Source organism: Enterobacter sp. P82, assembly GCF_037053385.1.
In the GTDB taxonomy this organism is placed as follows: domain Bacteria; phylum Pseudomonadota; class Gammaproteobacteria; order Enterobacterales; family Enterobacteriaceae; genus Enterobacter.
The window spans coordinates 1-26,996 of record NZ_JBALHX010000006.1 but is presented as its reverse complement, the minus strand read 5'-3'; the positions used below and the strand labels follow the sequence as shown (position 1 = coordinate 26,996).

29 protein-coding genes are annotated in these 26,996 nt (G+C 54.3%); 14 read left to right on the top strand and 15 right to left on the bottom strand.

Translation table 11 applies throughout. The annotated features are described in order from the left end of the window. Positions 1–3 precede the first annotated feature (3 nt). The 3 genes from WB237_RS20045 (at position 4) to WB237_RS20035 (ending at position 1,441) form a co-directional block, all read left to right on the top strand. Entirely contained in the window at positions 4–345 is a 342-nt protein-coding gene (locus tag WB237_RS20045) for a SymE family type I addiction module toxin (RefSeq protein ID WP_336215769.1), read from the top strand. A 449-nt stretch (positions 346–794) separates the two neighbouring features. Beyond that, the gene (locus WB237_RS20040; RefSeq protein ID WP_336215987.1) at positions 795–1,145 is read left to right on the top strand and encodes a type II toxin-antitoxin system RelE/ParE family toxin; all 351 of its coding nucleotides are present in this window, start codon (positions 795–797) and stop codon (positions 1,143–1,145) included. Next, positions 1,142–1,441, top strand: coding sequence for a helix-turn-helix domain-containing protein (locus WB237_RS20035; RefSeq protein WP_128348879.1), 300 nt, complete (start codon positions 1,142–1,144; stop codon positions 1,439–1,441). Before WB237_RS20040 ends, WB237_RS20035 begins: the two co-directional genes overlap by 4 nt. Positions 1,442–1,470: 29 nt before the next feature. Here the strand turns inward: WB237_RS20035 and WB237_RS20030 are convergent, their stop codons facing one another. Further along, complete coding sequence (locus tag WB237_RS20030; RefSeq protein WP_336215766.1) at positions 1,471–1,908, bottom strand: GNAT family N-acetyltransferase; 438 nt, start codon at positions 1,906–1,908, stop codon at positions 1,471–1,473. 101 nt (positions 1,909–2,009) lie between these two features. Beyond that, entirely contained in the window at positions 2,010–3,008 is a 999-nt protein-coding gene (locus tag WB237_RS20025) for a class I SAM-dependent methyltransferase (RefSeq protein ID WP_336215762.1), read from the bottom strand. 199 nt (positions 3,009–3,207) lie between these two features. On the opposite strand from WB237_RS20025, the gene WB237_RS20020 reads away from it, so the two are divergent. The 5 genes from WB237_RS20020 to WB237_RS20000 all read left to right on the top strand — a co-directional run bounded on the left by WB237_RS20020 (position 3,208) and on the right by WB237_RS20000 (position 8,054). Continuing rightward, the gene (locus tag WB237_RS20020; RefSeq protein ID WP_336215757.1) at positions 3,208–3,936 is read left to right on the top strand and encodes a MerR family transcriptional regulator; all 729 of its coding nucleotides are present in this window, start codon (positions 3,208–3,210) and stop codon (positions 3,934–3,936) included. A gap of 102 nt (positions 3,937–4,038) precedes the next feature. Then, complete coding sequence (locus WB237_RS20015; protein WP_336215755.1) at positions 4,039–4,998, top strand: YbgA family protein; 960 nt, start codon at positions 4,039–4,041, stop codon at positions 4,996–4,998. Positions 4,999–5,142: 144 nt separating this feature from the next. Beyond that, complete coding sequence (locus WB237_RS20010) at positions 5,143–6,231, top strand: AAA family ATPase (RefSeq protein ID WP_336215753.1); 1,089 nt, start codon at positions 5,143–5,145, stop codon at positions 6,229–6,231. 116 nt (positions 6,232–6,347) lie between these two features. Further along, complete coding sequence (locus WB237_RS20005) at positions 6,348–7,079, top strand: carbonic anhydrase (RefSeq protein WP_336215751.1); 732 nt, start codon at positions 6,348–6,350, stop codon at positions 7,077–7,079. A gap of 171 nt (positions 7,080–7,250) precedes the next feature. Continuing rightward, the gene (locus WB237_RS20000) at positions 7,251–8,054 is read left to right on the top strand and encodes a DUF4225 domain-containing protein (protein ID WP_336215749.1); all 804 of its coding nucleotides are present in this window, start codon (positions 7,251–7,253) and stop codon (positions 8,052–8,054) included. Here WB237_RS20000 and WB237_RS19995 read toward each other — a convergent pair. The 5 genes from WB237_RS19995 to WB237_RS19975 form a co-directional block, all read right to left on the bottom strand. Continuing rightward, the gene (locus WB237_RS19995) at positions 8,032–8,361 is read right to left on the bottom strand and encodes a hypothetical protein (protein ID WP_336215747.1); all 330 of its coding nucleotides are present in this window, start codon (positions 8,359–8,361) and stop codon (positions 8,032–8,034) included. The genes WB237_RS20000 and WB237_RS19995 overlap by 23 nt on opposite strands. A 173-nt stretch (positions 8,362–8,534) precedes the next feature. Further along, positions 8,535–9,521 carry a GlxA family transcriptional regulator gene (locus WB237_RS19990; RefSeq protein ID WP_336215745.1) on the bottom strand — a complete coding sequence of 329 codons (987 nt, stop codon included), beginning with the start codon at positions 9,519–9,521 and terminating at the stop codon, positions 8,535–8,537. A 26-nt stretch (positions 9,522–9,547) separates the two neighbouring features. Further along, complete coding sequence (locus WB237_RS19985) at positions 9,548–10,327, bottom strand: MBL fold metallo-hydrolase (protein WP_336215742.1); 780 nt, start codon at positions 10,325–10,327, stop codon at positions 9,548–9,550. 124 nt (positions 10,328–10,451) lie between these two features. After that, the gene (nlpA, locus tag WB237_RS19980) at positions 10,452–11,252 is read right to left on the bottom strand and encodes a lipoprotein NlpA (protein ID WP_336215740.1); all 801 of its coding nucleotides are present in this window, start codon (positions 11,250–11,252) and stop codon (positions 10,452–10,454) included. Between the two features lie 138 nt (positions 11,253–11,390). Further along, the gene (locus tag WB237_RS19975) at positions 11,391–11,810 is read right to left on the bottom strand and encodes a GNAT family N-acetyltransferase (protein ID WP_114979007.1); all 420 of its coding nucleotides are present in this window, start codon (positions 11,808–11,810) and stop codon (positions 11,391–11,393) included. A 186-nt stretch (positions 11,811–11,996) separates the two neighbouring features. Between WB237_RS19975 and WB237_RS19970 the strand changes: the two genes are divergently transcribed. The 6 genes from WB237_RS19970 to WB237_RS19945 all read left to right on the top strand — a co-directional run bounded on the left by WB237_RS19970 (position 11,997) and on the right by WB237_RS19945 (position 19,740). Then, complete coding sequence (locus WB237_RS19970) at positions 11,997–12,566, top strand: TetR/AcrR family transcriptional regulator (RefSeq protein ID WP_114979008.1); 570 nt, start codon at positions 11,997–11,999, stop codon at positions 12,564–12,566. A gap of 147 nt (positions 12,567–12,713) precedes the next feature. Continuing rightward, the gene (locus WB237_RS19965) at positions 12,714–13,835 is read left to right on the top strand and encodes an efflux RND transporter periplasmic adaptor subunit (RefSeq protein WP_336215735.1); all 1,122 of its coding nucleotides are present in this window, start codon (positions 12,714–12,716) and stop codon (positions 13,833–13,835) included. Continuing rightward, positions 13,835–16,945, top strand: coding sequence for an efflux RND transporter permease subunit (locus WB237_RS19960; RefSeq protein ID WP_336215733.1), 3,111 nt, complete (start codon positions 13,835–13,837; stop codon positions 16,943–16,945). Before WB237_RS19965 ends, WB237_RS19960 begins: the two co-directional genes overlap by 1 nt. Continuing rightward, complete coding sequence (locus WB237_RS19955) at positions 16,945–18,309, top strand: TolC family protein (RefSeq protein WP_336215731.1); 1,365 nt, start codon at positions 16,945–16,947, stop codon at positions 18,307–18,309. Before WB237_RS19960 ends, WB237_RS19955 begins: the two co-directional genes overlap by 1 nt. Before the next feature lie 119 nt (positions 18,310–18,428). Continuing rightward, a complete protein-coding gene (locus WB237_RS19950; protein ID WP_023333976.1) occupies positions 18,429–18,725 on the top strand; it encodes a YicS family protein in 297 nt (98 codons plus the stop codon). A gap of 109 nt (positions 18,726–18,834) precedes the next feature. Then, on the top strand, positions 18,835–19,740 hold the full coding sequence (locus tag WB237_RS19945; protein ID WP_336215728.1) for a DMT family transporter: 906 nt from the start codon (positions 18,835–18,837) through the stop codon (positions 19,738–19,740). Positions 19,741–19,788: 48 nt separating this feature from the next. Here WB237_RS19945 and nepI read toward each other — a convergent pair whose 3' ends face one another. The 8 genes from nepI to WB237_RS19905 all read right to left on the bottom strand — a co-directional run. After that, positions 19,789–20,979, bottom strand: a complete 1,191-nt coding sequence (gene nepI / locus WB237_RS19940) for a purine ribonucleoside efflux pump NepI (protein ID WP_336215725.1) — start codon at positions 20,977–20,979, stop codon at positions 19,789–19,791. 102 nt (positions 20,980–21,081) lie between these two features. Further along, positions 21,082–21,534, bottom strand: a complete 453-nt coding sequence (locus WB237_RS19935; RefSeq protein WP_028017809.1) for a DUF1198 domain-containing protein — start codon at positions 21,532–21,534, stop codon at positions 21,082–21,084. A gap of 281 nt (positions 21,535–21,815) precedes the next feature. Continuing rightward, complete coding sequence (locus WB237_RS19930; protein WP_336215722.1) at positions 21,816–23,609, bottom strand: phospholipase effector Tle1 domain-containing protein; 1,794 nt, start codon at positions 23,607–23,609, stop codon at positions 21,816–21,818. A gap of 2 nt (positions 23,610–23,611) precedes the next feature. Beyond that, positions 23,612–24,160 (bottom strand): hypothetical protein, encoded by a 549-nt coding sequence (locus tag WB237_RS19925; protein ID WP_336215719.1) that lies wholly within the window; start codon positions 24,158–24,160, stop codon positions 23,612–23,614. 17 nt (positions 24,161–24,177) lie between these two features. Continuing rightward, the gene (locus WB237_RS19920) at positions 24,178–24,723 is read right to left on the bottom strand and encodes a hypothetical protein (RefSeq protein ID WP_336215717.1); all 546 of its coding nucleotides are present in this window, start codon (positions 24,721–24,723) and stop codon (positions 24,178–24,180) included. Positions 24,724–24,740: 17 nt separating this feature from the next. Beyond that, positions 24,741–25,286 carry a DUF3304 domain-containing protein gene (locus WB237_RS19915; RefSeq protein ID WP_336215715.1) on the bottom strand — a complete coding sequence of 182 codons (546 nt, stop codon included), beginning with the start codon at positions 25,284–25,286 and terminating at the stop codon, positions 24,741–24,743. A gap of 15 nt (positions 25,287–25,301) precedes the next feature. Beyond that, positions 25,302–26,120 (bottom strand): DUF4123 domain-containing protein, encoded by an 819-nt coding sequence (locus WB237_RS19910; protein WP_336215713.1) that lies wholly within the window; start codon positions 26,118–26,120, stop codon positions 25,302–25,304. Between the two features lie 2 nt (positions 26,121–26,122). Beyond that, positions 26,123–26,996, bottom strand: an 874-nt coding sequence (locus WB237_RS19905) for a type VI secretion system Vgr family protein (RefSeq protein WP_336215710.1), incomplete at its 5' end; no start/stop codon positions are given.

Here is a 26,996-nt window from a genome sequence, read left to right as displayed (position 1 = left end):
ATTATGGCTGATTCGCATTCTACCCCAGACACCGACCAATCCGGAACCGAGCGTTCGTTAATTGTGGGATACCGCCCGAATGTTTTCGACAAATCCACGCCCAATATCATTCTGTCCGGCAAGTGGCTGCGCACGGCGGGGTTTGATACCGGACATCAGGTCACGGTAAAGGTGATGAAGGGTTGCATCGTTCTGGTGGCGTATAACGAGCAGGAGCAGAGGTTGCAGGATGATTATAAACGGACGAAAGCAAAGCTCGTTGAGATAGAGGACGCCCTCGCAGCGATCCAAACTCAGCATCCTGGAAAGCGCCTCGCAAAAGTGAATACACACCGCCGAGCTTAACGCTGAGAATATGGAGGTGGCATTACAGACAAAGATGTCATCCAGTCTCCGGCAGGCAAAATTGAGTAACATTCAACTATCCGGAAATTCCGGATAGTTCACCTGAAGAAAAACAGCAGATTTCAGAGAGATAGATCACCACAACCTCGAAGCAATACTCGACGTCGGGTACCGTCCTCCTCGAGCCGTCCAGTTCCACCAAGGGCCACCCAGACCTTCCAGTAATAGTGGGTAAAAAGGTTATTTATGGACAAACGGCAGCTTTACTCTCCGGCATGAATGAAAAACGCTGGAAAACGCCTCGCAATTTCTTAATTGCACGATCCGTTTGAAATCCCCTTTTTGTCATACTCCTGCCACTAACAGCCTGGCTGTCGATGACAGCCATTGCATTTATTAACTACAGCTTATATTCTTTTTATAAGCTACAGCTTATCATGGACGAAAGCATGTGGACGGTTCGGTTCGGAAAGGTATTCGAGCAGTGGTTGTTTGAACAGGAAGAAGGATTACAGGATAAGGTACTGGCAGACCTGCTAAATCTGCAACACTATGGGCCACGTCTTCCTCGTCCTTATGCAGATACGGTTAAAGGCTCACAGTATAAACATATGAAAGAATTACGTATTCAATATGCTGGTCGTCCTGTTCGTGCTTTCTTCGCATTTGATCCTGTACGTCAGGCCATTGTGCTTTGCGCGGGCGATAAGAGTAACGACAAAACCTTTTATGAAAAAATGATTCGCATCGCAGATACCGAATTTTCCCTTCATCTGACAAGCCTGGAGGCAACCAAGTGAAAACCTTAAATGAAGTGATTGCGTCACGTTCACCGGATAGCCAACAACGAATTAAAGAAATGGCAGAGGAAATGATCCTCGAAACGGGTCTGCAACTTTTACGTGAAGAGCTCAGGCTTTCGCAAAAAAATGTTGCCGAGCTTATGGGGGTAAGCCAGCCCGCAGTAACTCAGATAGAGCAACGTGGAAATGAACTAAAAATTGCCACACTTAAGCGCTACATTGAGGCAATGGGTGGGAAACTTTGTATCGACGTTGAACTTCCCACAGGAAAACGCGTTGCATTTCATATCTAACAAATGTGATTTCTGCGTTAAGTGAATATTCACTTAACCAACCGCATATGCAACAACGGAAACGGATTCCCCTGTCCGTCCAGTTCCGAGCGCCCGACCTGCTCAAACCCCATATGGCGATAAAATTCCACCCCCAGCGGGTTTTGTTCATTAACATCCACTTCATTCACGCCAAACTCTGCGATGGCGTATTGCAGCAGCAATTTCCCGATGCCCTTCCCCCGGCTCGCATCATCAACAAACAACATTTCAATGCGATTTTCATCAACGCCTAAAAAGCCGTGAATAACGCCTGTGTGATCTTCAGCAATCACAACCTTGAGGTTAGGTAAATACGCATTGAGCAATAACGGGCGCAGCGCCGCAATATCGCTTTCCTGTAAAAAGTGGTGTGTGGCGCGAACGGAAGATTCCCAGATCGCGACCAGACGTTCGAAGTGTGTGGGGAGTGCGGTTTCTATTTTCATGGGGGGATCATGTGTGGTTTAGGACGTTAATTCAAGTCACTCCTTGCGCTCTTTTCCCCCTCACCCTAACCCTCACCCAAAGGGAGAGGGAACCGACCGTGCTAAACCCTAATCTCCATCACCGCGTACACCCCGTCCTTCGGCACCACCACGGTGACGTTTTCCACCGGCACGCCCGCCGCGAGGTGGATATCCTGCAACTGCTGTAACGACCTCGGGTGAATATCCTCCCAGCCGATACCCCGCAGCACAAAGTCAATTTGCGGGCTGCTGGTCAACATGTTCGAGACAATCACCGCTCCGCCGGGCTTTACCATCCGCAGCGCGCGCTGAAGAAAAATCACCGCATCGGCATCATTGAAGTATTCGAAAATCCCCAGCGCATCGACAAGCTCGGCCTGCTGCTCGCCCAGCTCCAGTAGTAAGTCCTCGTTACGCACCAGCGTGTGCAACAAGTTGCGTCTGAGCAGGGTCAGCTGTTCGCCCACAACAATACCTTCCTGTGCCGCCATGGTTTCGGCCCAGCTGAGCGCCACGGGGTCTTTGTCCACCAGCGTGAGATAAACCTGCTGACCGTCGAGCTTTGCCTCGCGCAGCGCCTCAAGCACCGGAATAGCGGCCCCACTCGCCAGGCTAACCCAGTTATTCTCACTTTCGTTATGAATGTACTTTTCCACCAGCGCGGCCAGAACTCTGGCACGGGAGCGCACGCCAACCGCATCGTTAGCGTGGATAAACCACTGGCGGCTGTCGCTGTCCATCTTTGTTCCGTCAGGCAGGCGGTCTTCCAGCGGGTTTTGCACCACAAACAGCGCCAGCGCGGAGGGCACCAGCCGGGTTCGCCACGCGGTAAGCGCCGGGCGGTTACGAAAAGCCTGTTCGGAATAACGGTTTTGAGGGACAAGCACGGCCTGTCCGCCTTCTTCGTATTCAATCAGCGGAGGCCGGAGCGCTGGCTCGGCTTTCAGCGCCTGGTCAAGCGTGGTGATCTCACGGACAGCATCGTCTTTCATCGGCCACTGGTCGCTGACATCGGGAAATGACGCACTGAAAATCGTCATATTTTCCGGCGCATCGCCGCGAAAAGGCTGCCAGTTCATCTCGTTGTCTCCCGTTACGTTGATAACAAAAGTCTATCCAGGCAGGCCAGTAATACCCTACGAAAAAAGCACGATCTTCACTGCTTCACCCACACCCACGGAGCAATCCCAGAACCTAAACGGCACACTTTTCGGCGCTTCATCCCGTCCGGGAAAATTCGTAGTATATTGAGAATATTCCTCCACTCTGGACACGAGCATGGCTTACTCCATCGGCGAATTCGCCAGACTCAGCGGCATCACCGCTACCACGTTGCGTGCGTGGCAGCGTCGCTATGGTTTACTCAAACCACAGCGCACGGATGGCGGTCACCGCCAGTACAGCGATGAAGACGTCCAGCAGGCGCTAAAAATCCTCGACTGGGTAAAAAAAGGCGTCCCGATTGGCCAGGTCAAACCCCTGCTGGAACGCCCGACACCGGGCCGAACCAATAACTGGCAAACTCTGCAACAGAACATGCTGCAACGCCTGCAGGAAGGCAAAATCGAGTCCCTGCGCCAGATGATTTACGACGCCGGACGCGAATACCCGAGGCCAGAACTGGTCACGAACGTACTGCGCCCCTTGCGTAGCCAGGTCTCCGCTAACGTTGCCGCTGCAATGACCCTGCGCGCGATCCTCGATGGCATCATCATCGCCTATACCTCATTCTGCCTCGAAGGTGATAAAAAAGCGCCGGGCGATAATATTCTGCTCAGTGGCTGGCATCTGAACGACGCTTGCGAGATCTGGCTCGAAGCCTTAACACGCACCGGCCAGGGCCACCGGATCGACATTCTGCCCTCGCCTCCGGCCGCACTGGCACCTGAAATATTCCCGGATCGTAAATGGCTTCTGGTGACCAGCGGTAAACTCACCGCCGCAGGCAAAAAACAGCTTGAACAGTGGCAGCAGCACGTCTCCATTGAGGTCATCACCCTCAAATAAAATCCATTTAAATTCAATATCAATACAAAACACCTTCACCAAAACTTGGACAAATAATCAATATTGTGTAAGTTTTAAGTATTGGATCTGGAGGTGTTCACCATGACAAAAAAACCTGTGCTGGGCATTAGCGGATGTTTGACCGGTTCCGCCGTTCGCTTTGACGGTGGGCATAAACGTATGGGTTTTGTCATGGACGAGCTGGCACAGTGGGTCAGTTTCAGGCCTGTATGTCCTGAAATGGCGATTGGCCTGCCTACTCCACGCCCTGCCATTCGTTTAACGCTGACAGAGAACGGCGAAACGCAACTGCGTTTCAGCAAGCCCCCTCACGAAAACCTCACGCAGAAAATGGTCGACTTTGCGGCGGATTATCTACCGAAAATCGGCGATCTGGCGGGATTCATTGTCTGCGCAAAATCCCCAAGCTGCGGCATGGAACGCGTGCGGCTGTATGACGAAAACGGCAACCGGGGCCGCAAGGAGGGTGTCGGGCTGTTCACCGCCGCCCTTCTTGAAACCTGGCCGTGGCTGCCCGTGGAAGAAGACGGGCGCCTGCACGATCCGGTTCTGCGGGAAAACTTCGTCGAACGTGTTTTTGCCCTGCATGAGCTGAACACCCTGCGAGCCAACGGCCTGACGCGCCGCGCATTGCTGGATTTCCACAGCCGCTATAAGCTCCAGCTGCTGGCGCACCATCAGGCGGGTTATCGCGAAATCGGCCCGTTCGTTGCGTCGCTGCACGAGTGGGAAGACCTGGACGCCTTCTTCGTGGCGTACCGGGAAAAGCTGATGACGATCCTGAAAAAACCCGCCTCGCGGAAAAATCACACCAACGTGCTGATGCATATTCAGGGATATTTCCGTAACCAGCTGAACAGCCGCCAGCGTGGCGAGCTGCGCGATGTGATCCTGCACTATCGCAACGGACAGTTGCCTATCCTCGCCCCGATTACGCTGCTCAAACACTACCTGGCCGAATACCCTGACCAGTATCTGATGACGCAAAACTACTTTGATCCCTATCCTGATGATTTGGGTCTGCGTCTGGCAGTAACGTGATGATAAAAATGCGAAGGCCCCGTGACCTATAGAGGCCCAAAGCAGTACCCCGTTTAGACGACACCCTCACTGTCGTCTCTTTTTTGCATTTCATCTCAAAGACTGTGATTATATACAGGCTTATTCTGCAAAAGGGGCCAGCCTGTGATTAACACCCTGCACATTCAAAACTACCGCTCAATTCGCGATACGTCACTGGAGCTGGAACAGCTCAACATTGTCTTCGGCCCAAACGGCACCGGGAAATCGAATATCTATAAGGCGATTTACCTGATGCACAGCGCGGCACAGGGGCAGTTTTCCCAGGCGCTGGCGAATGAAGGTGGGATTTTGAAAGTGTTCTGGGCAGGGAAAACCCGCAGCGACCAGTTGCGGCGCATGAACCTGGCGGTAGAAACCGAAACCTACGAATACGAATTGCAGGTGGGTTTTGTCGAAAAGCTGCCTTATCCGTCGCAGTTTCAGCTCGACCCGGTGATCAAAGAAGAGTCCATCTGGCTCAGCGGCCAGCACCGTCGTCCGTCGTCACAGCTGATGAAGCGCAAGAATCAGGCCGTGTTTCTGAACAACGTGCATCACGAAAAAGTGACCTACAGCGGCACGCTGTATGAGAACGAATCGGTATTCGGACAGCTCGGCGAACCGCATCTTTACCCGGAAGTGTCGCAGATGCGCGAATCCCTGCGTAACTGGCGTTTTTATCACGAGTTTTCCGTCTCATCCGGATCGGCGATGCGGGCTCCACAGGTCGGTTTCCGCTCCCCGGTGCTCGCCAGCGATGGCTCAAATCTGGCCGCAGCGTTTCAGACCATCGTCGAGATTGGCGACGAACTGTTGCTGATGCGTATTCTCGACCAGGCATTTCCTGGCTGCGTGTTTTACAGCGACAACACCAGCGGGCGTTTCCGCATGATGATGCAGCGGGAAGGTCTGAGCAGGCCGCTGGAACCGGCGGAGTTTTCCGACGGCACCCTGCGTTTCCTGTGCCTGGCGGTGGCGCTATTAAGCCCGCGACCGCCAGCGTTTATCGCGTTGAACGAACCGGAAAACAGCCTGCACCCACAGATGCTGCCCGCACTGGCGAGCTTAATCGCCGAAGCCAGCCGCTACTCGCAGATCTGGCTCACCAGCCACTCGCCGGAGCTGGCGAATTTGATTGAGAAACAGAGGTCGTTTTCGCTGTATCAGCTAAAGATGGTAGAGGGGGAGACAAAGGTGGAGCGGCTGGGGTAGATTTTATTCTCTCATCTTCCTTGCCTTAAATAACCACACATCAGGACGGGTCTTATAGGAAAGAGTACAATGCCATCAATATCTTAATGCGCATTTATTATTCCTGGAGACACATCATGAAAATCATTCTGACCGCATCCCTGCTCGCCCTTTCTGCCTCTGTCTTTGCTGGAACGCCCCCGCACTGGACATATGAAGGTAAGGCCGGTCCGAATAACTGGGGGGAACTCAGCGACGAGTTTGTCACCTGCAAGACCGGGAAATTTCAATCGCCGATTGATATCCGTCGGCCCTTTGATGCCGCGCTGCCGCCGCTGGAACTGAACTTCCATACTGCCGCCGAAAAGATGATTAACAATGGTCACACCCTGCAGGTGACCGCCAGCGATGAAGATGAGTTCCGCCTGGATGACCAAACCTTCATCCTGCGCCAGTACCATTTCCACACTCCGAGCGAAAACCGGATCAACGGTAAATCCTTCCCGCTGGAAGCGCATTTTGTTCATGCCAGCAAAGAGGGCGATATCGCGGTGCTCGCCGTTATGTTTGAGGTAGGCCCTGAGAACAGCGCGTTGACTCCACTGCTGGCACACCTTCCGAAGGAAAAGGACCATGAAGTGTCGATTGATAAACGCCTCGATCTTCGTCCGTTGTTCCCGGCTGACCTGCACTACTATCGCTTCAGCGGTTCGCTGACCACCCCACCGTGCACCGAAGGGCTGCGCTGGCTGGTGATGAAAAACACCGTGACCTTGTCAGAAAAGCAGCTGGAGATGTTTAAGCAGGCGCTTGAGCACAGCAACAACCGTCCACTTCAGCCGCTGAACGGCCGTGTGATTGTTCAGTAACACCGTGTGACGCATAAAAATCCCGCCGTGCGGGCGGGATAACCACAGATTACTTTCTGCAGTGATGTATCTTCGGCACGTTCAGTTCGCAATACAATTTTCAATTTATGGTTGCCAGTTAATGCTGGCAGGATAATCTGTAAGTGTTGGTTATCAGATGAGAAAATCAAAATGGATATTGCACTTTTCCCTGGTCAAAATGCCCGAGCATGGGCTGAAACAATGATTAACCTCGAAGCGCGGAGGCTTATCAATACTGCGAATATGGTTGGTGGGCAGCATCTCAGCGACGGACTCGCACGCATTAAATTTATGGACGATATCCGGCAATTTGTAATGCAACAATTTAGCGCAACCCGGGCGGCCAAAACTGAAGAAGAGTGTATGGTGTGCCTGAAAAACATCCGAGCTGAGAATGAAAGTCTTCTTGACCAAAGTAGAATGATTCGCTCTCGTACCGCCCAGCTATTTGCTCAGATTGAACTGGTTAAAGAAAATAACAAGGTCGTCGGTTACGTTATCTCGTCGATTAAGGTTGTGCTTTCAGGGTTACAGATTGTTGCAGGTGTTGGTGCAATGATGACAATGAATCCCGTGGGTGTACTTGCCGGAGCGATTCTGGTTATGGATGGTGCAAATGCCATTTCAAAAGAAATTAACAGAACGCTACAACACCAACCAAACTCCGACGGTATGCTGGCCGATGGCGTAATGGATATCGCTCAGTTTATGGGGTTCAAACGTGAATCAGCTCTGGGGATATTCAATAGCGTAAGCCTGGCAGCAAGTGTCTATACGGTATTTGGTGCAATACGAAAACCCGAATCATGGCGTCTATTTCGCTATCTCCCGCTGGATTTCTACCGCAAGGTCGATGGAATGAATCGCGCAGTGCTCACCATGAAAATTGTCGGTTGGGGTGTCTCTGCAAAAGTCTCATTTGATTTAATATCTAATGCGTCTGGCCAGAACTAATGTATTTCTTCCTGTAACGCCAGGCTTTATAGGTAATGAGCGGGGGTTGAAAAAACCAGACAATCATCAATACGATGAATAGAGAAATGCCCCCGGAAACAATGTTGTACTGCTCAGCGAAAAAAAGAAGCGCCAGGAAAATCAGAGCCACAGCAGCAGTAATACACAGAACCATGATAAATCGCTTACCTAAGTCAAGCACGACCTCAAGCAGAGATGAACCATAACGGTTAATGTTTCGGTTCAGATACGCTATTTCTTTTACGGTGAAACCTGCTTCAAGTAACTGCGTTTCAATATTGGTCATGCCACTACCTTTTCTTCTGGAAAGTAACGTGGAATATCTTAACCGGAAGAGATGCGTCTTGTAACCAGTCTGATACATCAGAATTAAACAGCAAAAAAATCAGGTTAGGGGGTGTAATGCGCGTTCGTCAGGATCGTTTTTAATCCTGAGGCATAAAAGGTCTCCCGCGCCATTTATTCCATCGAGACAGAATTATTTTTAGCTGACGATGGCTGAATTCGGAAGGTTTTGCGCCATTCCGCCGGGCTGACCCCAAAACGCGCTTTAAACTGCTGGCGATACGTCACCGCCGACACAAATCCCACCTGTTCTGCCACGCGTTCAATCGGTATATTTCCGGCTTCCAGTAATATCTGACTGCGTCGCAACCGTTCCGCAGTTAGCCAGTCGGCAACGCTCATCCCCGTAGCGTTAATAAAATGGCGAGTCAGGGTGCGGCGGCTCATGGAAACCACCTCTGCCAGCGAGTCCAGATTATGCGGCTCGTTAATGTGCTGCTGAAGATAATCAATCAGACAGTTAATCCGCGCATCGCGGGTATCTTTTGGTACAGGCTGGGCAATAAACTGCGCCTGTCCGCCCTCACGGTGCGGGGGAACAATCATCCGCCGGGCAATCTGGTTCGCGACCACGCTGCCAAAGCGCTGGCGGATAATATACAAACAGCAATCCAGCGCAGCGGCGGTGCCCGCTGAAGTAATGATATTGTCGTCATCCACGTAGAGGGCGTTGATATCCAACTGGACGTTCGGGAAAAGCGACTGGAACTGGTGCTCAAACTCCCAGTGCGTGGCCGCGCGCTTGCCATCAAGAATCCCCGCGTAACCCAGCACAAACGAACCCAGGCACAGCCCGACCATTTGCGCACCGTTGTCTCTTGCCTGCACCAGGCTATCGAGCAGGATCTGCGGCGGGCGTTCCAGAACGTGCTGCCAGTAAGGCACCACCACGATATCGGCCTGCGCAATTGCGGAATAATCCTGCGCGGCATTGAGCGCAAAGCCGTCTCTGGAGGTCAGTAATCCCGGTTGTTCGGCGCAGATCGTGACATTAAAGCGCTTTTCACCAGATACCGTATCACCAAACAAAATACAGGGAACGGAGTAGTGGAACGGGCTAAACCCGTCCACTGCAACAATCGCGACGTTTACTGGTGGCATTTGTCTCTCCTTTCCCCTTTAAACACTCAGAATATAACGCTTTCGCCATCCTGTGGAATGCTCAGCGCATCACTGAACTGGTTGGCTTCGGCGTACTCACGCAGTGCGTGGCGGGTTAACAGGCAGTGGTTGATCGCCTCCATATGGACCGCCACAATCTGTGCCTGCGGCAGCAGGAAATGAACGTTCAGAACATCCTGCTCGCCCATAATAATCGGCCCGAAACCCAGCACATGCGCGTAACCAGCATTAAGTACCACCACATCCGGCTGGTGTTTTTGCAGATCGGCCGCCACCTCTTCGCGCCAGATGGTATCGCCTGCAATGTACAGCGTCTTCTCATCAGGATGACGCAACACCACACCGCAGGCTTCACCCAGACGCTCTGCCAGCTCTGGTACCGCATAAGCACGATCGGTACCGTGCTGGCCGCCGTGGGTTTTCGCGATACGGATATCGCCAAAACGTGTCTCTTCTGTCATCACCGTCAGGTTGCTAAACCCCTGGCTGCGCAGCAGTGCAGCGTCACTGTCGTTTTGCACGTAGACAGGTTTGTCTTTGGCGATCAGCTCAATGGCCGTTTGATCCCAGTGATCGTCATGGGTGTGGGTGACAATCACCGCATCGGCATCCAGCAGCGTTTTTACGTCAACGGGCAGGTCGACCATCGGGTTGCGAATGTCTGCACGCGCCGTGCCCGGAAAACCGGGATACGCGCCTTTTGGTGCCAGCATCGGGTCGATTAAAAAACGTTTTCCGGCGTAGGTAATCAGTTGAGTGGCATTGCGAATTTGGGTGATGTTCATGGGTTATCCTCCGGTTAGTGTGATAAGGAGAATAGCCAGAGGGGCAGTTTTGCGATGTGGGCTAAAGGGCAATGATCGATGGAATCGGGCCAATAGGAAAAGGCGGGTTTCCCCGCCAGCGTGCTTACCAGCCAGGCACTGCGCCGCCGTTAAAGATAGTCTCCGCCGCTTTCGCCACCTCAGGTGACTGATACGACTGAATAAACTCCTTCACGTTCTCTGCGTCTTTGTTGTCTTCACGCGTCACCACAATGTTCACGTATGGCGAATCTTTGTCTTCGATAAATACGCCATCATGCACTGGCGACAGCCCGGTTTGCTGGAGATAAGTGGTGCTGATGATGGCGACATCGACTTTCGGATCATCCAGTACGCGCGGCAGTTGCGCCCCTTCCAGCTCCATAATTTTCAGGTTTTTGGGATTTGCCGTGATATCCAGCGCCGTCGGCAGCAGGCCAACGTCTGGCTTGAGGGTAATCAGCTTCTCTTTTTGCAGCAGCAACAGCGCGCGGCCGAGGTTGGTTGGGTCGTTCGGAATAGCAATGGTCGCGCCATCTTTCAGATCAGACACGGATTTGATCTTGCGGGAATACCCGGCCATCGGGAAAACAAAGGTGTTCGCCACGGCGACCAGTTTGTAGCCGTGCGCCTTGTTATCTTCTTCAAGGAATGGGCGATGCTGGAAGACGTTGGCGTCCAGTTCCCCCTGGTTGGTGGCATCGTTTGGCAACAGCGAGCCGCTGAAGCCCACCAGCTCGACATCCAGGCCATATTTCTCTTTCGCCACCTTTTTGGCGACTTCCGCCACATCCTGTTCAGCGCCGTTGATGACGCCCACTTTAATGTGTTTGGCATCGCTGCCACTTTGATCGCACCCTGCCAGCAGCAGGCCAGCAAGTACCAGAGCACCCAATCGACGTTTCACAAGACAGTTCCTTTTGCTGAATGTTTTAGTGACTATATCGACAACGAGGCGGTGAAATAAAAACCGAAAAAGAATCAATAAGAAGGATAAGTTATATGCGGTCGATTGCCGGGCTTACCCTGTCTACAGATTCAGGATTTAAAGCGCTTTCGCCAGATAATGTCGCTGCATGCCCGGATAAGGATAATCCTGCAAAGACATCTGAAGCTGGTACCCCTGTTTTTCATAGAACGGGCGCGCCTGAAAGCTGGCGGTATCGACGAGCGCGTGCTTGCAGCCCTGGCGTCTGGCTTCGTCTTCAGCCGTTTTGATAATCCGACCGCCGACGCCGGAACCGCGCACGCTATCGCTGACCCACAGAAAATCAATATTCAGCCAGTCGCCTTTACGCACCCCAATTAGCCCGCCGAGCATGATGCCTTTTTCGTCCCGCACGTAAACGCCAATATCCCCGCTGAAGCTCGCCAGATCTAAAAACTGCCCGTTATAGGCTCTCAGCCCCGTCAGTAACTCTTCTTTTTCTTCAGGCGTAACTTTTTTAGTGATGCTCAAATGCATATTGTTCTCCTTATTTTCAGCGCAATCTGAATATCTCACAGCTTAACCTTCATAAAAACTCCTTATTTCCTCCATTGTTTAATCCAGGAAACATTCATTCAATATGTAAATAAAAAAAGCCTTTCCAATACGCACCCGAAACGTATACTGAGAACGATCATTCTCACTTTTACACGGTAGCCGACGATGAGTACGAAACTGGAAGAAAGACAAAAACAACGTCAGGACGAGATCATCATCGCCGCGCGCCGCTGCTTTCGCGCCAGCGGATTTCACGCTGCCAGCATGTCGCAGATTGCCAGCGAAGCGAAGCTTAGCGTCGGGCAAATTTACCGTTATTTCAGCAACAAAGACGCGATTATCGAAGAGATGATCCGCCGAATCATCGACTCGCGCATTGAGGAGATGCAGGGGAAAACCCTGGTGGAAGGGATGCCGCAGGCGCTCGCCTGGCGACAGACCCTCAACGAAGATGACGATGCGCTGATGCTGGAAATGTCCGCTGAGGCCACGCGCAATCCGCAGGTGGCGACGATGCTGATAGAAGCCGAATCGCGCATGTTCGCCAACGCCTGCGAGCACCTGAAAAAGCAGTTTCCCCACCTGAGCGACAAGCATATTCGCTGCTGCGTGGAGATTACCGCTGTGATGATCGAAGGAACTATTTATCGTCGACTCACGCCATTAAAAGTACCGTCAGAACAATTAGAACCCCTTTATCAGGATATTTTAAATATGCTTTTCTCTGCGAAGTAATCGCATATGAATAATTAGCGGGAATAAATAATCCCCCTTTTTTACATTTCTGGCTCAGCCAGAGATGCGGTATCGCTGTGCCTTTAAATAGCCCTCCTCCCTGTTAAGCGATTAACGGGCAGGTATCGTTCACCCTGGAAAAAGATTATGAAAACCATAACAACCTCCATCGCGGCATTACTCCTCCTGACAGGGTGCGATAATGCGCAAATATCTGCTCCCCAACATCCTCTTCCGGAAGTGGGGATTGTCACCCTCATGAGCCAGCCTGTTTCCGTCGTCAGTGAGTTGACGGGCCGCACCACCGCAGTCATGAGCGCCGAAGTGCGCCCGCAGGTAGGCGGCATTATTCAAAAGCGGCTGTTCACCGAAGGCGATACCGTTAAAGCCGGACAGGCGCTGTATCAAATTGACCCTTCCAGCTATCGCGCGGCGTTTGATGAAGCCGCCGCGGCGCTGAAACAAGCCCAGGCGCTGGTAGCGGCCGACTGCCAAAAAGCCCAGCGCTATGCACAGCTGGTGAAAGACGACGGCGTGTCACGTCAGGATGCGGAAGACGCGAAATCTACATGCGCGCAGGACAAGGCCAGCGTCGAGTCAAAGAAGGCCGCGCAGGAGAGCGCTCGCATTAACCTCAACTGGACCACCGTGGCCGCACCGATTACCGGACGCATCGGCATCTCCTCTGTCACCCCCGGCGCCCTGGTGACCGCCCAGCAGGATACCGCGCTGGCGACCATTCGCGGTCTGGACAGCATGTACGTCGATTTGACGCGCTCCAGCGCCGATCTGCTGCGCTTACGTAAACAAACCCTCGCCACCAACAGCGATACACTGAGCGTGTCGTTAATCCTGGAAGACGGCAGTACCTACAGCGAAAAAGGTCACCTGGCACTGACAGAAGTCGCGGTCGATGAATCTACTGGCTCGGTTACGCTGCGCGCCGTCTTCCCTAACCCGCAGCATCAGCTGTTGCCGGGGATGTTCGTGCGCGCCAGAGTGGATGAAGGCATCATGAACGAGGCGATCCTCGCGCCGCAGCAGGGCATTACCCGCGATGCCAAAGGCAATGCCACCGCGCTGGTCGTTGATGCCAGCAACAAAGTGGAACAGCGTCAGCTGGAAACGGGCGAGACATACGGTGACAAATGGCTGGTGCTGAGCGGCCTGAAAGCAGGCGATAAGCTGATTGTTGAGGGCACCGACAAAGTCACCACCGGCCAGGAAGTGAAAGCCGAAGAGATGAAAACAAACGGAGGAAACGCCTGATGTTTTCCCGTTTCTTTGTGCGTCGCCCGGTATTTGCCTGGGTGATCGCCATTCTGATTATGCTCGCGGGTATGCTGGCGATCCGCACACTGCCGGTTGCGCAGTACCCGGACGTCGCCCCGCCATCGATCAAGATTTCCGCCACCTACACGGGTGCGTCGGCGCAGACGCTGGAAAACAGCGTCACCCAGGTCATTGAGCAACAGCTGACCGGGTTGGATAACCTGCTCTACTTCACCTCCACCAGCAGTTCGGACGGCTCGGTCAGCATTAACGTGACCTTCGAACAGGGAACCGACCCGGACACCGCGCAGGTTCAGGTGCAGAACAAAGTCCAGCAGGCAGAATCACGCCTACCAACCGAAGTACAGCAGTCGGGGATCACGGTCGAAAAATCGCAGAGTAACTTCCTGCTGATCGCGGGCGTGTACGATAAGACCGACAAATCCAGTAGTTCCGATATTGCCGACTGGATGGTCAGTAACGTGCAAGATCCGCTGGCACGTGTTGAAGGCGTGGGTAGCTTGCAGGTGTTTGGTGCTGAATACGCTATGCGCATCTGGCTCGACCCGGCGAAGCTGGCCTCTTACGCGCTGATGCCGTCCGACGTTCAAAGCGCCATTGAAGCGCAGAACGTACAGGTTTCTGCTGGTAAAATCGGTGCGCTGCCGTCATCAAACGCACAACAGCTGACCGCCACCGTGCGCGCCCAGTCGCGCCTGCAAACGGTCGATCAGTTCAAAAATATCATCATCAAAAGCAAGACCAACGGCTCAGTCGTCCACATCAGCGATGTCGCGCGTGTAGAGATGGGCAGTGAAGATTACACCGCGACCGCGAAGCTGAACGGCCACCCGGCTGCGGGTATGGCTGTGATGCTTTCCCCGGGTGCTAACGCGCTGGATACCGCCACGGCGGTGAAGAACAAAATCGCTGAATTTAAACGTGCGATGCCGGAAGGCTACGACGTTGCCTACCCGAAAGACAGCACCGAGTTCATCAAGATCTCGGTTGAGGATGTGATCCAGACGCTGTTCGAAGCCATTATCCTCGTGGTGGTGGTGATGTACCTGTTCCTGCAAAACATCCGCGCCACGCTTATCCCGGCGCTGGCCGTGCCGGTGGTGCTGCTGGGTACGTTTGGTGTCCTGGCGCTGTTCGGGTATTCCATCAACACCCTGACACTGTTTGCGATGGTGCTGGCGATAGGGCTTTTGGTGGATGACGCCATCGTGGTGGTGGAAAACGTCGAGCGTATTATGCGCGACGAAGGGCTGCCCGCCCGCGAAGCGACCGAAAAATCGATGGGTGAAATCTCTGGCGCGCTGGTCGCCATTGCTCTGGTGCTTTCCGCGGTGTTCCTGCCGATGGCGTTTTTCGGCGGCTCCACTGGGGTTATCTATCGTCAGTTCTCGGTCACCATTATTTCGGCGATGATCCTCTCGGTCGTGGTGGCGCTGACCCTGACTCCGGCGCTTTGCGGCTCGGTACTGAGCCACACCCCACCGCACAAAAAAGGCTTCTTCGGCGCATTTAACCGCTTCTACAGCAAAACCGAACACGGCTATCAGAACAAGGTGCTGCGCGCACTGCGCCGCTCCGGCGGGATGCTGGTCATCTACGCCCTGCTCTGCGGCGCGATGGGGCTGGCGATGTTGAAACTGCCGGGCAGCTTCCTGCCGACGGAAGACCAGGGCGAAATAATGGTGCAGTACACCCTGCCAGCAGGGGCGACAGCAGTGCGTACCGCAGAGGTGAGCCGCCAGGTGCGTGAGTGGTTCCTCACCAAAGAGAAAGCCAATACCGACGTTATCTTTACCGTTGAGGGCTTTAGCTTCAGCGGCAGCGGCCAGAATGCCGGGATGGCGTTTGTCTCGCTGAAAAACTGGTCTGAGCGTAAAGGCACAGAAAACACCGCCCAGGCCATTGCCCTGCGTGCCACGCAGGAGCTGAGCACCATTCGTGATGCCACCGTTTTTGCCATGACGCCACCTTCGGTCGACGGTCTGGGGCAAAGCAACGGTTTTACCTTCGAGCTGATGGCCGCCGGTAATACCGACCGTGAAACCCTGCTGAAAATGCGTAACCAGCTGATTGGCGAGGCGAATCAGGATAGCGACCTGCACGCCGTACGTGCCAACGATCTGCCGCAGATGCCACAGTTGCAGGTGGATATTGATAACAACAAAGCCGTGTCTCTGGGGCTCTCCCTCAGCGATGTGACCGATACGCTCTCAAGCGCCTGGGGCGGAACCTACGTGAACGACTTTATCGATCGTGGTCGCGTGAAAAAGGTCTATATCCAGGGTGACAGCGATTACCGCGCCGTGCCGTCCGATCTCAACAAATGGTATGTACGCGGCAGCGACAGCACCATGACGCCGTTCTCAGCGTTTGCCACCACCCGCTGGGAATACGGCCCGGAAAGTCTGGTGCGTTACAACGGATCGGCGGCGTATGAGATTCAGGGCGAAAACGCCAGCGGCGCGAGCTCCGGTACGGCGATGAGCAAAATGGAGCAGCTGGCAAACAGCCTGCCATCCGGCACCACATGGGCGTGGAGTGGTTTGTCGTTGCAGGAAAAACTGGCGAGCGGTCAGGCGATGAGCCTGTATGCCCTCTCCATTCTGGTGGTGTTCCTGTGCCTTGCCGCGCTGTATGAAAGCTGGTCGGTACCGATTTCGGTTATCATGGTGATCCCGCTTGGTGTACTGGGGGCAGCAGCGGCCGCCACCCTGCGCGGCCTGAACAACGACGTTTACTTCCAGGTGGCGCTGTTGACCACCATTGGCCTGTCGTCGAAAAACGCCATTCTGATTGTTGAATTCGCCGAGGCAAAAGTGGCTGAGGGGTATTCCCTGACCCGGGCCGCTATCCGCGCCGCTCAGACGCGTCTGCGCCCTATCATCATGACCTCGCTGGCGTTTATTGCGGGTGTGACACCGCTGGCCGTGGCAACAGGTGCAGGGGCCAACAGCCGCGTGGCGATCGGTACGGGCATCATCGGCGGTACGCTCGCCGCAACGCTACTGGCTATCTTCTTCGTCCCCCTATTCTTTGTACTGGTGAAACGTCTGTTCTCCGGTAAGCGCGCAAACCGGAGGTCATAATGTTTCGCGTCTCTGTTTTAGTGTTAGCTCTGTTGAGTGCGGGCTGTGTCTCGCTCGATCCAACCTATCAACGACCTGATGCCCCCGTCCCGGCGACATTGCCGGGCGCGCACGGCGAAGCGACGACCGTGGTCAGGCAATGGCAGCAGGTGATGAACGATGCGCGTCTGAAAAGCGTGGTGACAATGGCGCTCAACAGTAACCGCGATGTGCAAAAAGCGATTGCCGATATCGACGCCGCCCGCGCCCAGTACGGTGAAACCCGCTCGTCATTGTTCCCGACGGTGGACGCAGAACTGAGTCACACCCGCAGCCGCACGCTGGCAAGCAGTGTGACCACCAGCGATGAGGCAAATGGCGCTGTCTCCAGCTTCGAGCTGGATCTGTTCGGCCGTAACCAGAGCCTGTCCCGGGCGGCACGTGAAACCTGGCTTGCCAGCGAATTCACCGCCCAGAACACCCGCCTGACGATGGTCAGCGAGCTGACGACGGCCTGGGTTACTCTCGCCGCCGATAACAGCAACCTGGCGCTGGCGAAATCGACGATGGAGAGCGCCGTAAACTCGCTCAACATCGTGAAGCGTCAGCAACAAGTTGGCGTCGCGGCGGCAACGGACGTCAGCTCAGCGATGGCGGTTTACCAGCAGGCGCGGGCCAGCGTGGCGAGTTATCAAACCCTGGTTATGCAGGACAAAAACTCCCTGAATCTGCTGGCGGGCGCGACCGTACCGGATAACCTGCTGCCCGGTACGCTGGAGAGTCTGAGCGATAACGCCATCACCCTGATCCCGGCAGGCGTCAGCTCCAGCACGCTGCTGCGCCGCCCGGATATTCAGGAAGCCGAACACAACCTGCTGAGTGCCAACGCCAATATCGGCGCCGCACGCGCCAACTTCTTCCCGACGATTTCGCTCACCGCCAGCGCAGGGGTGGGCAGCGATTCGCTGTCGTCCCTGTTCAGCCACGGTATGAAGGTCTGGTCGTTCGCACCATCCATCACCCTGCCGCTGTTTAGCGGCGGCAACAACATGGCGCAGCTGCGCTACGCTGAGGCAGAGAAAAAAGGGTTAATTGCCACCTACGAGAAAACCATCCAGAGCGCGTTCAAAGATGTGGCCGATGCGCTAGCGCGTCGCGAAACGCTGAGCGAACAGCTTGATGCCCAGCGTGAATACGTGGCCGCCGAGCAGAAAACGCTGGATGTGGCAACGCGCAGCTATCAGGCCGGCGCGGGAGATTATCTGACGGTACTGACCGCGCAGCGGTCGCTGTGGTCGGCGCAGGAATCGTTGATTGCGCTGCAGCAAACCGACCTGGAAAACCGCATCACACTGTGGCAGTCGCTGGGCGGCGGGATTCACTAACTTCATCGGTGGGCGATTCTCATGCGCAGAAAAGAGAAAATCATACTTTTGTCTGGAATCGCTACACTGAATGTAACGATATATTTCACAAGAGCATGTGGTTTCTAAAGGGGGTTTTGATGAAAGCTGCGCACCTGGTCTGCCTGCTGGTTTGTCTGCTCTTCGCCGCGTTTGTCCATGCTCAGGAAAAGGAGGATCCGGCGAAAGAGGCGCAAATAAAGCAGCAGGTCCTTAAAGATATTAAGAAAACCTGTACGCCACAGAAAAAGCAGAGCGATAAAGCCTGGCAGGAGATGATTTTGTCGTCCGAGGCCAATCAACTGCTGATCAAAAACGCCATTACCGCCGTGAAGCGCGACAATCTGGACGCCTACTGGGCAGCGATTGGTCAGGTGGATTGCATGGAAGATTATTAAGTACGCCGCTACGTTTCCCATGACGAGTCTGGTTTAGGGCTCCTTGCTGCACGCCACAGGCAATCGACCCATGTTATGCTGGGAAAAAACCAACATAACAGGGGAGAACATGGGTTCCACACGTAAAGGGATGCTAAACGTCCTGATCGCCGCCGTTTTATGGGGAAGCTCAGGGGTTTGCGCGCAGTACATCATGGAGAAAAGCCATATTTCTTCACCTTACCTGACTATGGTTCGCCTGCTGTTTACCGGTGTTATCCTGCTCACGCTTTCCTTCGTGCACGGCGACAAGATTTTCTCGGTCATCAAAAATCGCAAAGATGCCCTCAGCCTGCTGATTTTCTCGCTGGTTGGCGCGCTCACCGTGCAGCTTACTTTCCTGCTGACGATTGAAAAATCTAACGCCGCCACCGCGACAGTGTTGCAGTTCCTCTCACCGACCATCATCGTGGCGTGGTTTGCACTGGTGCGGAAAAAACGTCCGGGTATGTTTGTCTTATCCGCGATAATGACGTCGCTTATCGGCACGTTTCTGCTGGTGACGCATGGCGACCCGACCTCACTCTCTATTTCGCCTGCAGCGCTGTTCTTCGGGATCGCTTCCGCCTTTGCCGCCGCGTTTTATACCACTTACCCGTCAACGCTGATCGCCCGCTACGGCACGCTGCCGATTGTCGGCTGGAGTATGTTGATTGCCGGGTTAATGCTGACGCCGTTCTACGCCGGGCGCGGAACAACGTTTGTCATTGATGGCAGCCTGCTGCTGGCGTTCTTCTACCTGGTGGTGATCGGTACCGCGCTGACGTTCAGCCTGTACCTGAAAGGTGCGCAAATGATTGGCGGGCCAAAGGCGAGCATTCTGAGCTGCGCCGAGCCGCTAAGCAGCGCGCTATTGTCGGTTATCCTGCTGGGCGTGGCGTTCACCCTGCCGGACTGGCTGGGGACGCTGCTGATCGTGTCGTCGGTGGTACTGATTTCGATGGATTCGCGTAGAAGGGTTAAGGCATCGGCGTAGCCTGATGCCCTCACCCCAACCCTCTCCCACGGGAGAGGGAGAAAAACACTACTTCGCTTTAACCTTCCCTGCCACCAGCAGCGCCGTCAGCAGCATCAGCGTGCCGGAAATCACCAGTGGTGACGTCAACCCCAGATGATCAAGCGCAACACCACCGATGGCTGCACCGCAGGTGTTCGCCAGCTGGATCACCGCCACCTGAATGGAACCGGCTTTTTCCGCCTGATCGGCCAGTGAGCGGGTGATCCACGTTGACCAGCCCACAGGCACCAGCGCAAAGGCAAAGCCCCAGATAATGGCAATCGCCGACGCCACCCATTTATCGCTACCCCACAGCACCAGAACCGTGGCACTGATAGCCAGCACCAGCGGTGCGCCCGCCAGCGCCACTTTCAGGGAGCGTTTCAGGAACTGGGACGAGAGTGAGGTGCCCACAAAACTGGCGATACCGAAACTCAACAGCACCAGCGTCAGGCCATCCACGTCAAATCCCGCCATGGTCATAAACACCGGGCGGATGTAGGTGAAGAAGGCAAACTGCCCGGCGAAAGACATAAAGATAGCTGTCATCCCCGCCAGCACACCCGGGCGCTTCAGCAGGCTGAACATGTTCTGTTTATGATGCGCGGTTTCACCGGGCAGGGACGGCAGTGCTTTCCACACCCAGATAATGCACAGAAAACCCATTACCGCCGCCGCGTTAAACACGTTTCGCCAGCCGATAATCCCACCAAGGAAACTGCCCAGCGGCGCGGCGATCACCAGAGCAATAGAAACGGCACCAAAGATAACGGACAACGCTTTTGGCACCGTGCGGGCTGGTACAAGCCGCATGGTCAGTGAGGCGGACATTGCCCAGAAGCCGCCCAAGCCTAAGCCCAGACAGGCACGGCCAAGCAGCAGCAACGTGAAGCTTTCAGCAAACGAGACCAGCAGGCAGGAGAGCGTCAGCAGCACGCTAAACAGAATAACCACTTTGCGGCGGTCAATGGTGCCAATCACCTGGGTGATAAACAGGCTGGCGAACATCGCCACAAAGGCGGTTACGGTAACAGACTGTCCCGCCACACCTTCGGAAATGCCCAGATCCTGCGCCATGGGCGTCAGCAGGCTGACCGGTAAAAACTCAACGGTAATCAGGCAGGCGACGCAGAATGCCACGGAGAAAACCGCCGACCAGTTCGGGCGTGAAACCTCTTTGGTCTGCGGTCTGGTCGTGGGCTGGATATGTTCTGTCATGGCGTCACCTGAAGATAAAAACGTGCGGAAAAGTCGCGCAGTTTATCATCAAAAGTGTGACGAATTTAACGATTTGACAACTTTTGTCGTTATTACAGGGGATCAGTGCAGGTAAAACACGCCCTCTTCCGGCAAGAAAAGTTGGTTGTAGCGTAGCTGGAAGGCATTAAGTTCCTGCAGATCGGGCTCGATCTCGCGCATAAAGCCGAGCGCGAGTCGGACTTGCGCATCGGTGATTGGTGCAGCCAGGCGGGCTTTACGCAGCATGCGGTGCCAGGTGTGCAGGTTCTCTTCGCTACCATCGACAATGCAGACCTGCCAGATCAGCAACACTTGTGCCGCGTTTTGCAGGTGCGCCTCGTCCGGGCGCTCAAGATAACGGATAAACTCATTCCCCGGCGTTTTGCCAAACTGGTCGATCATCGACTCAACGGGCATCGGGGTGATCCCCAGACGTTCGCTTAAGCGTTTGATGGCGCGTCGGGAATCCGAAGTCAGGATCCGAAATCCGACCACAAACACCACAGCAAGCGTTGCCAGCATTATCCAGACCATGCGTTCTCCTTAGAATAGCCGCTCATCATAGCGGGAAACACACGGCGTCAAAAGCGGGCAGAACCATAATAGTGAACTGAAAAAAGGTGGAATAACCTCATGAAAGCGGCTCTGCGCACTCTGGATCTCAACCTGCTGTAAACGCTGGATGCCCTGCTGGACGAACGCAGCGTCACCCGGCGCAGGTGTGGCTGAGGGAGTTGTTGCTGGAGACGAGTGGGCGGCAGGGGAAAAGCCGCCCATCACCCGGTACATAACGTGTCTGGTTTATGAGCCTGCTGTTACTTAGGCTCCATCCAGCGCACCGAAAAATAACCGTCGTTGATACCTTCCGCGCGCTGCACATCATGAACAAACCACGCATACAGCACTGAAGCATCTACGCACCATCTTACCGGAGGAGCTTTGCCATCATGTCCTGCTGCACCACATTCCAGGAATGTCTCAGCGCGCAAACGCGCTGGTTTAAGAATGTTCTCCAGATAAATCTCCGGCGGATTAGAAAATGTTTGTGTCAGCAGAAGACTGGCAGCATTCGCCACATCCGACAGCCAGCCCCAGTATTTTTTCAGCGTGATGATATCTTCTGTCACGCTATCCATCTCCTGACGTGCCTGAGAAGATATCCCCAACAGACCTGACGCTGACGACGTGGACGTCATTATCCCACTGCGAATACCCTCCAGACGACGCAGTTCACTCTTGTATTCATAAAACTGCCTGCCCAGCCATTCAAAATAACCGTCAAGATGCCGGTTCAGAGCCTGATAGCTGAGTGCTCGGGCATTTACCGCACTCTGGTATGTTTCTACCCATTTATCAACTGATTGGCTTTCGACGCTGTCTTGAATAGAAAAATATGATGCAACAGTCGCGGATACTTCTCTCAAGGTTTTAAGGTCATGAAATGGTACCCCAGCCTTCATGGCCTCCAGATACATTTTGCGCAGCGGGACACGGCTGAGCTCGGCACTCGGTTTTTGCACATCAGGTTTTAACCCGCCGCCAATATCATCGCTGCACCCCGGCATCAGCACTTCCTGGTGCTCAAAACCTTTTCGCCCGGTACGATACACGCAGCGCCAGCGTCGGCGCTCGTGTGCCGCCACCAGATGCAGCGAATGCTTGACCGCTTCCGGCAGAGGCGACTGATGGTCGAGGTACTTTCGCCCGAACAGGGAGATGATTTGGCCTGCCGTTTCCGCATATTTCACTGGCGCCCATTCCATTGCGCTGCCGGCATAGTCCAGCCCGTTGTCACTGCTCATCGGCGTATCCCGCGAGCAGTCAAACAACCCGGCAAACACAATATCAACCGGTATTCCCCTGTATATTGGCTTTCCGTTATCACCTTGGTCGCACAGATCATTGAGAAGCAGGTCGATAAACTGTCGGGCCTGCGTTCCGCCCATATCGAAGCCAAACACGGATACCGAAATCAGCCGGACGGGCACTTCACCATGCTTCAGGGCATCTTCAACGGTACGCTCAAAACGGATTTTGACACTGTTCAGCCGGGTGTCGGCCCCGCTTACGGTGCTCCAGGCGATAAACTCGTTGTCCCTCAGCCAGGGAGTTGCCTCGATATCTGCCCGAATCGCCCCTTTCAGGGTGGCATGTCCCAGTAGTCTGAGCTGGCCCTTCGGGGTCAGCAGCTTTTGCCTTAACTCACTGACCGCATCCTGAGTGCTGACACCGCCCGCTTTGGCTTTAAAAATATCTTTCAGCGCATCGGTGGGCTGATCTTTAAGCGCGTCCCGCACCGCGTTACTCGTTCCGTCCATAATTTGCTGAAGGGCTTCGCCTTCCATTTCGAGAAAAGGGGTTCCCAAGCCTGAGATATAATGTTTTCCATATACAGCAACATTTGTTGTATTTTCTTTATCGGGATAGGCTCTATAAAGCCTCGCAATATTACTCAGCCGATTATCAGGCGCATCCTGATCGATATTGCGCCCTACGCCATCAAAAAAGAACCCAATATGCAGTATTCGTGAACAACTCCCCAGCCCATACTCGCAGGCCTGGGATGCCCGGTTCGCCGCCGCAATGCAGGCATCCAGATCAAATGCCATCGCTATTTCTCCTCAAGGAGTGGTGACGGTGTATAGTTCGGGCTGCGGGGGTCATAGGGGGAGAAGGCATTATCACTCCACCCCAGCAGCACCTTATCTCCCGGTAAAAAGTACACATGCAGGTCGTCCTCACCCCGTTTACGCTCCGGTAACGGCATCACCACCCGGCGTTGCTCAGGGCGCATTCCCGCATCATATTGTGTGCCAGTAACATCCAGCGTCCAGATAACCTCCGCTGTCTTTCCTTTAATCGCACCACAACAGGTTGATGCTCCACCACTTTCACTTACATATTTATGATTTGGATCGTGTGCACTGGCATTACCACCCGCCACACCGTTAACACTGAACTCCAGAATAGGACGGTTCAGCTTACTATGGATAATCAACGTCACCCCTCCCATCGGGGGAGCCCAGAACATCACCCACACCATCCAGCCCAGAACGAACACTACCGGCAGCGCTATGGCACTCCACAGCCACACTTTCCGCATGGCGTAAAAACGGTTAACTGCGCCGTCCACTTTTTCAAGCCGTGTAAAAAATCCCATCAGCACTCACTCCCTGTTTAATTGCCCGTCAGCTGCGGTGCTGGCGTATAGTTCGGGCTGCGCGGGTCATAGGGGGAGAAGGCATTATCACTCCACCCCAGCAGCACCTTATCTCCCGGTAAAAAGTACACATGCAGGTCATCCTCACCCCGTTTACGCTCCGGTAGCGGCATCACCACCCGGCGTTGCTCAGGGCGCATTCCCGCATCATATTGTGTGCCAGTAACATCCAGCGTCCAGATAACCTCCGCTGTCTTCCCTTTAATCGCACCACAACAGGTTGATTTCCCGTTTTCTCCTGCATACTTATTTTTGGGATCAAACGCCGAGGAATTACCACCCGCGACACCATTCACACTGAACCCCAGAATCGGCCGGTCAATTCGTGTGTGAATAATCAACGTCACCCCTCCCATCGGAGGAGCCCAGAACATCACCCACACCATCCAGCCCAGCACGAACACTACCGGCAGCGCTACGGCACTCCACAGCCACACTTTCCGTCTGGCGTAAAAACGGTTAACTGCGCCGTCCACTTTTTCAAGCCGTGTAAAAAATCCCATCAGCACTCACTCCCTGTTTAATTGCCCATCAGCTGCGGTGCTGGCGTATAGTTCGGGCTGCGCGGGTCATAGGGGGAGAAGGCATTATCACTCCACCCCAGCAGCACCTGATCTCCCGGTAAAAAGTACACATGCAGGTCATCCTCACCCCGTTTACGCTCCGGTAGCGGCATAACAACCCTATGCACTTCAGTTCGAAACCCGGCATTGTATTGAGCCTTTGTATAATCCACTGTCCAGATGACCTCCGCTGTCTTTCCTTTAATCTCACCGCAGCAGGTTGCAGCCCCTCCACCATACAAACTTGGTTTATTGGGATTATGTGCAGAAGAATTCGGACCCGCGACACCATTCACACTAAACCCCCGGATAGGCCGGTCAATTCGTGTGTGGATAATCAACGTCACCCCTCCCATCGGGGGAGCCCAAAACATCACCCACACCATCCAGCCCAGCACGAACACTACCGGCAGCGCTACGGCACTCCACAGCCACACTTTCCGCCTGGCGTAAAAACGGTTAACTGCACCTTCCACTTTTTCAAGCCGTGTAAAAAATCCCATCAGCACTGACTCCTTTCAGAATGAGATGCCAGAAATTGCCTGACTTAATCGGATCTGACCATGAATAACCTTGGGCAATGCGGTACAGAAGCCTTCAGATTCCAATACCCCTTTCCCGCCATTGAGATAGCAAAGCGCATAAAGCATACGATCTGCGGGCTTTTCCAGACCTGCCTTTTCAGCTTTATTTAGTGCCTTAAGTACCATCAATCGCCGGGCACACGGTGAAATGTTCTGGCTGGTTGGCATCTGCTGCCACGCCTTTAAAACACCGGACACCTCCGGCTTATCCGAAATCTGCTGCCAGGTGGCTTCATCCAGCCGGATGATATGATCTCGGGGGTATTCAATGTTGGAGGCTGCGATGCTGAGCAGTTGCCAATGTGTTTCGCCGGGAAACCACCATTGCGTGATGTCGCTGAACAAACAAGCGTGCCAGTCATGATCTGCACGGGCAGCCAATGCTTCAATAACATGGCTGGCATAGAAGCGCGCCAGCACAGCTGTGCCCTCAGGTGGCACGATGGTGCATCCGCGGGACAACTGCACGGCCAGCGAGGGGGGATAGCGGGTTGAGGTGATCACGGCAGTACATCCCGGTAAGGCATTCAGATATTTCTTTAGTTGCTCTTTATCATCCACCTCCAACAACCAGGGACCGTAATTCTGAAAGTCCATTAGCTGCGGGTGGATATACAACGAATGCAGTCTGTTTTCGTGCTTTGCTTTGAATGTCAGGAAATCCGCTTCCGGCTGTGCGCCCGCTTCGAATAACAGGCAAATAGTTTCTTCTTTTCTGGCGGGCAATGCTGCCAGTAACCCTGTGATGTCCATCGTTATGCTCCCTGCACAATGCCTTCATTCGCCTGAATCGCTTTTAGCAGACACGGAATACAGATTTTGTCCATTATCGCTGGGTTAACTTCCGGGAAGTCCACAGATTGTGAAGCGGGTCCCGTCGTCACTGAACGCTTAATCTTGCGCGTATACGTCGTACTGGTCCCGTACTCTATCTTCCCGCCTTCGATTTTCAGGTAGCTGCCGCCACCAATCAGCGTCACCTTCTTCTTACCTGCAAACAGCATGTCGCTCGCCGATAACAGGCTCAGCTTCTGCTCTGCGGAGATGTGCATCGCACCGTTCTGCGCCTGAATCTGCACCGGGCCTTCGCTGGCGTTCAGGGTCAGCGAGCCTGTTCTTGCAAACAGGCCGACGCCTTCCCCGGCAAGAATCGCAGTATTTCCCATTGAGCCGCTGCTGATGTCTCCCCCGGCGTTTATCGCCACGTTCTGGCTGGCGGTCATCTGCATATGCTCGCCGCTGGTGAACGCCACCCCTTGCGGGCCGTGGAAGTGGATCATTTCATTCAGCGGTTTCAGGCGCTGGTCGAACATCGCTTTCTGGCTCGCGATATCGGCTTCCAGCGCCTGCGCCTGTTCTGCGGCGGCGGTCAGGGCTTTCATCTGCTGCTGGCAGATGTCGATTTCTTTCAGCGCCGCGTCCATGTCCAGCACTTCGCCCGCAGCTTTCTGCTGTCCGTCGGCGGTGATGAACAACCCTTTTGCCACGCGGATAACACCATATTCATCGGTGCGCAGCTCAAAGCCTGAGCCCCGCTGTTTGTTCTGCTCATCAACGATATGGCCCTGATTAAGCCGCGTGGCACCGTAAGGTGTGGTGAGCGCGATGTGTTCCTGTCCGCGCTGGTCC

What these genes read in the sequence shown, in the direction of transcription:
- WB237_RS20045 (WP_336215769.1), top strand. Translation starts at nt 4, where the DNA reads ATGGCTGATTCGCATTCTACCCCAGACACCGACCAATCCGGAACCGAG.
- WB237_RS20040 (WP_336215987.1), top strand. Translation starts at nt 795, where the DNA reads ATGTGGACGGTTCGGTTCGGAAAGGTATTCGAGCAGTGGTTGTTTGAA.
- WB237_RS20030 (WP_336215766.1), bottom strand. Translation starts at nt 1,908, where the DNA reads ATGAAAATAGAAACCGCACTCCCCACACACTTCGAACGTCTGGTCGCG.
- WB237_RS20025 (WP_336215762.1), bottom strand. Translation starts at nt 3,008, where the DNA reads ATGAACTGGCAGCCTTTTCGCGGCGATGCGCCGGAAAATATGACGATT.
- WB237_RS20020 (WP_336215757.1), top strand. Translation starts at nt 3,208, where the DNA reads ATGGCTTACTCCATCGGCGAATTCGCCAGACTCAGCGGCATCACCGCT.
- WB237_RS20015 (WP_336215755.1), top strand. Translation starts at nt 4,039, where the DNA reads ATGACAAAAAAACCTGTGCTGGGCATTAGCGGATGTTTGACCGGTTCC.
- WB237_RS20005 (WP_336215751.1), top strand. Translation starts at nt 6,348, where the DNA reads ATGAAAATCATTCTGACCGCATCCCTGCTCGCCCTTTCTGCCTCTGTC.
- WB237_RS20000 (WP_336215749.1), top strand. Translation starts at nt 7,251, where the DNA reads ATGGATATTGCACTTTTCCCTGGTCAAAATGCCCGAGCATGGGCTGAA.
- WB237_RS19995 (WP_336215747.1), bottom strand. Translation starts at nt 8,361, where the DNA reads ATGACCAATATTGAAACGCAGTTACTTGAAGCAGGTTTCACCGTAAAA.
- WB237_RS19990 (WP_336215745.1), bottom strand. Translation starts at nt 9,521, where the DNA reads ATGCCACCAGTAAACGTCGCGATTGTTGCAGTGGACGGGTTTAGCCCG.
- WB237_RS19985 (WP_336215742.1), bottom strand. Translation starts at nt 10,327, where the DNA reads ATGAACATCACCCAAATTCGCAATGCCACTCAACTGATTACCTACGCC.
- WB237_RS19975 (WP_114979007.1), bottom strand. Translation starts at nt 11,810, where the DNA reads ATGCATTTGAGCATCACTAAAAAAGTTACGCCTGAAGAAAAAGAAGAG.
- WB237_RS19970 (WP_114979008.1), top strand. Translation starts at nt 11,997, where the DNA reads ATGAGTACGAAACTGGAAGAAAGACAAAAACAACGTCAGGACGAGATC.
- WB237_RS19965 (WP_336215735.1), top strand. Translation starts at nt 12,714, where the DNA reads ATGAAAACCATAACAACCTCCATCGCGGCATTACTCCTCCTGACAGGG.
- WB237_RS19960 (WP_336215733.1), top strand. Translation starts at nt 13,835, where the DNA reads ATGTTTTCCCGTTTCTTTGTGCGTCGCCCGGTATTTGCCTGGGTGATC.
- WB237_RS19955 (WP_336215731.1), top strand. Translation starts at nt 16,945, where the DNA reads ATGTTTCGCGTCTCTGTTTTAGTGTTAGCTCTGTTGAGTGCGGGCTGT.
- WB237_RS19950 (WP_023333976.1), top strand. Translation starts at nt 18,429, where the DNA reads ATGAAAGCTGCGCACCTGGTCTGCCTGCTGGTTTGTCTGCTCTTCGCC.
- WB237_RS19945 (WP_336215728.1), top strand. Translation starts at nt 18,835, where the DNA reads ATGGGTTCCACACGTAAAGGGATGCTAAACGTCCTGATCGCCGCCGTT.
- nepI (WP_336215725.1), bottom strand. Translation starts at nt 20,979, where the DNA reads ATGACAGAACATATCCAGCCCACGACCAGACCGCAGACCAAAGAGGTT.
- WB237_RS19935 (WP_028017809.1), bottom strand. Translation starts at nt 21,534, where the DNA reads ATGGTCTGGATAATGCTGGCAACGCTTGCTGTGGTGTTTGTGGTCGGA.
- WB237_RS19930 (WP_336215722.1), bottom strand. Translation starts at nt 23,609, where the DNA reads ATGGCATTTGATCTGGATGCCTGCATTGCGGCGGCGAACCGGGCATCC.
- WB237_RS19925 (WP_336215719.1), bottom strand. Translation starts at nt 24,160, where the DNA reads ATGGGATTTTTTACACGGCTTGAAAAAGTGGACGGCGCAGTTAACCGT.
- WB237_RS19920 (WP_336215717.1), bottom strand. Translation starts at nt 24,723, where the DNA reads ATGGGATTTTTTACACGGCTTGAAAAAGTGGACGGCGCAGTTAACCGT.
- WB237_RS19915 (WP_336215715.1), bottom strand. Translation starts at nt 25,286, where the DNA reads ATGGGATTTTTTACACGGCTTGAAAAAGTGGAAGGTGCAGTTAACCGT.
- WB237_RS19910 (WP_336215713.1), bottom strand. Translation starts at nt 26,120, where the DNA reads ATGGACATCACAGGGTTACTGGCAGCATTGCCCGCCAGAAAAGAAGAA.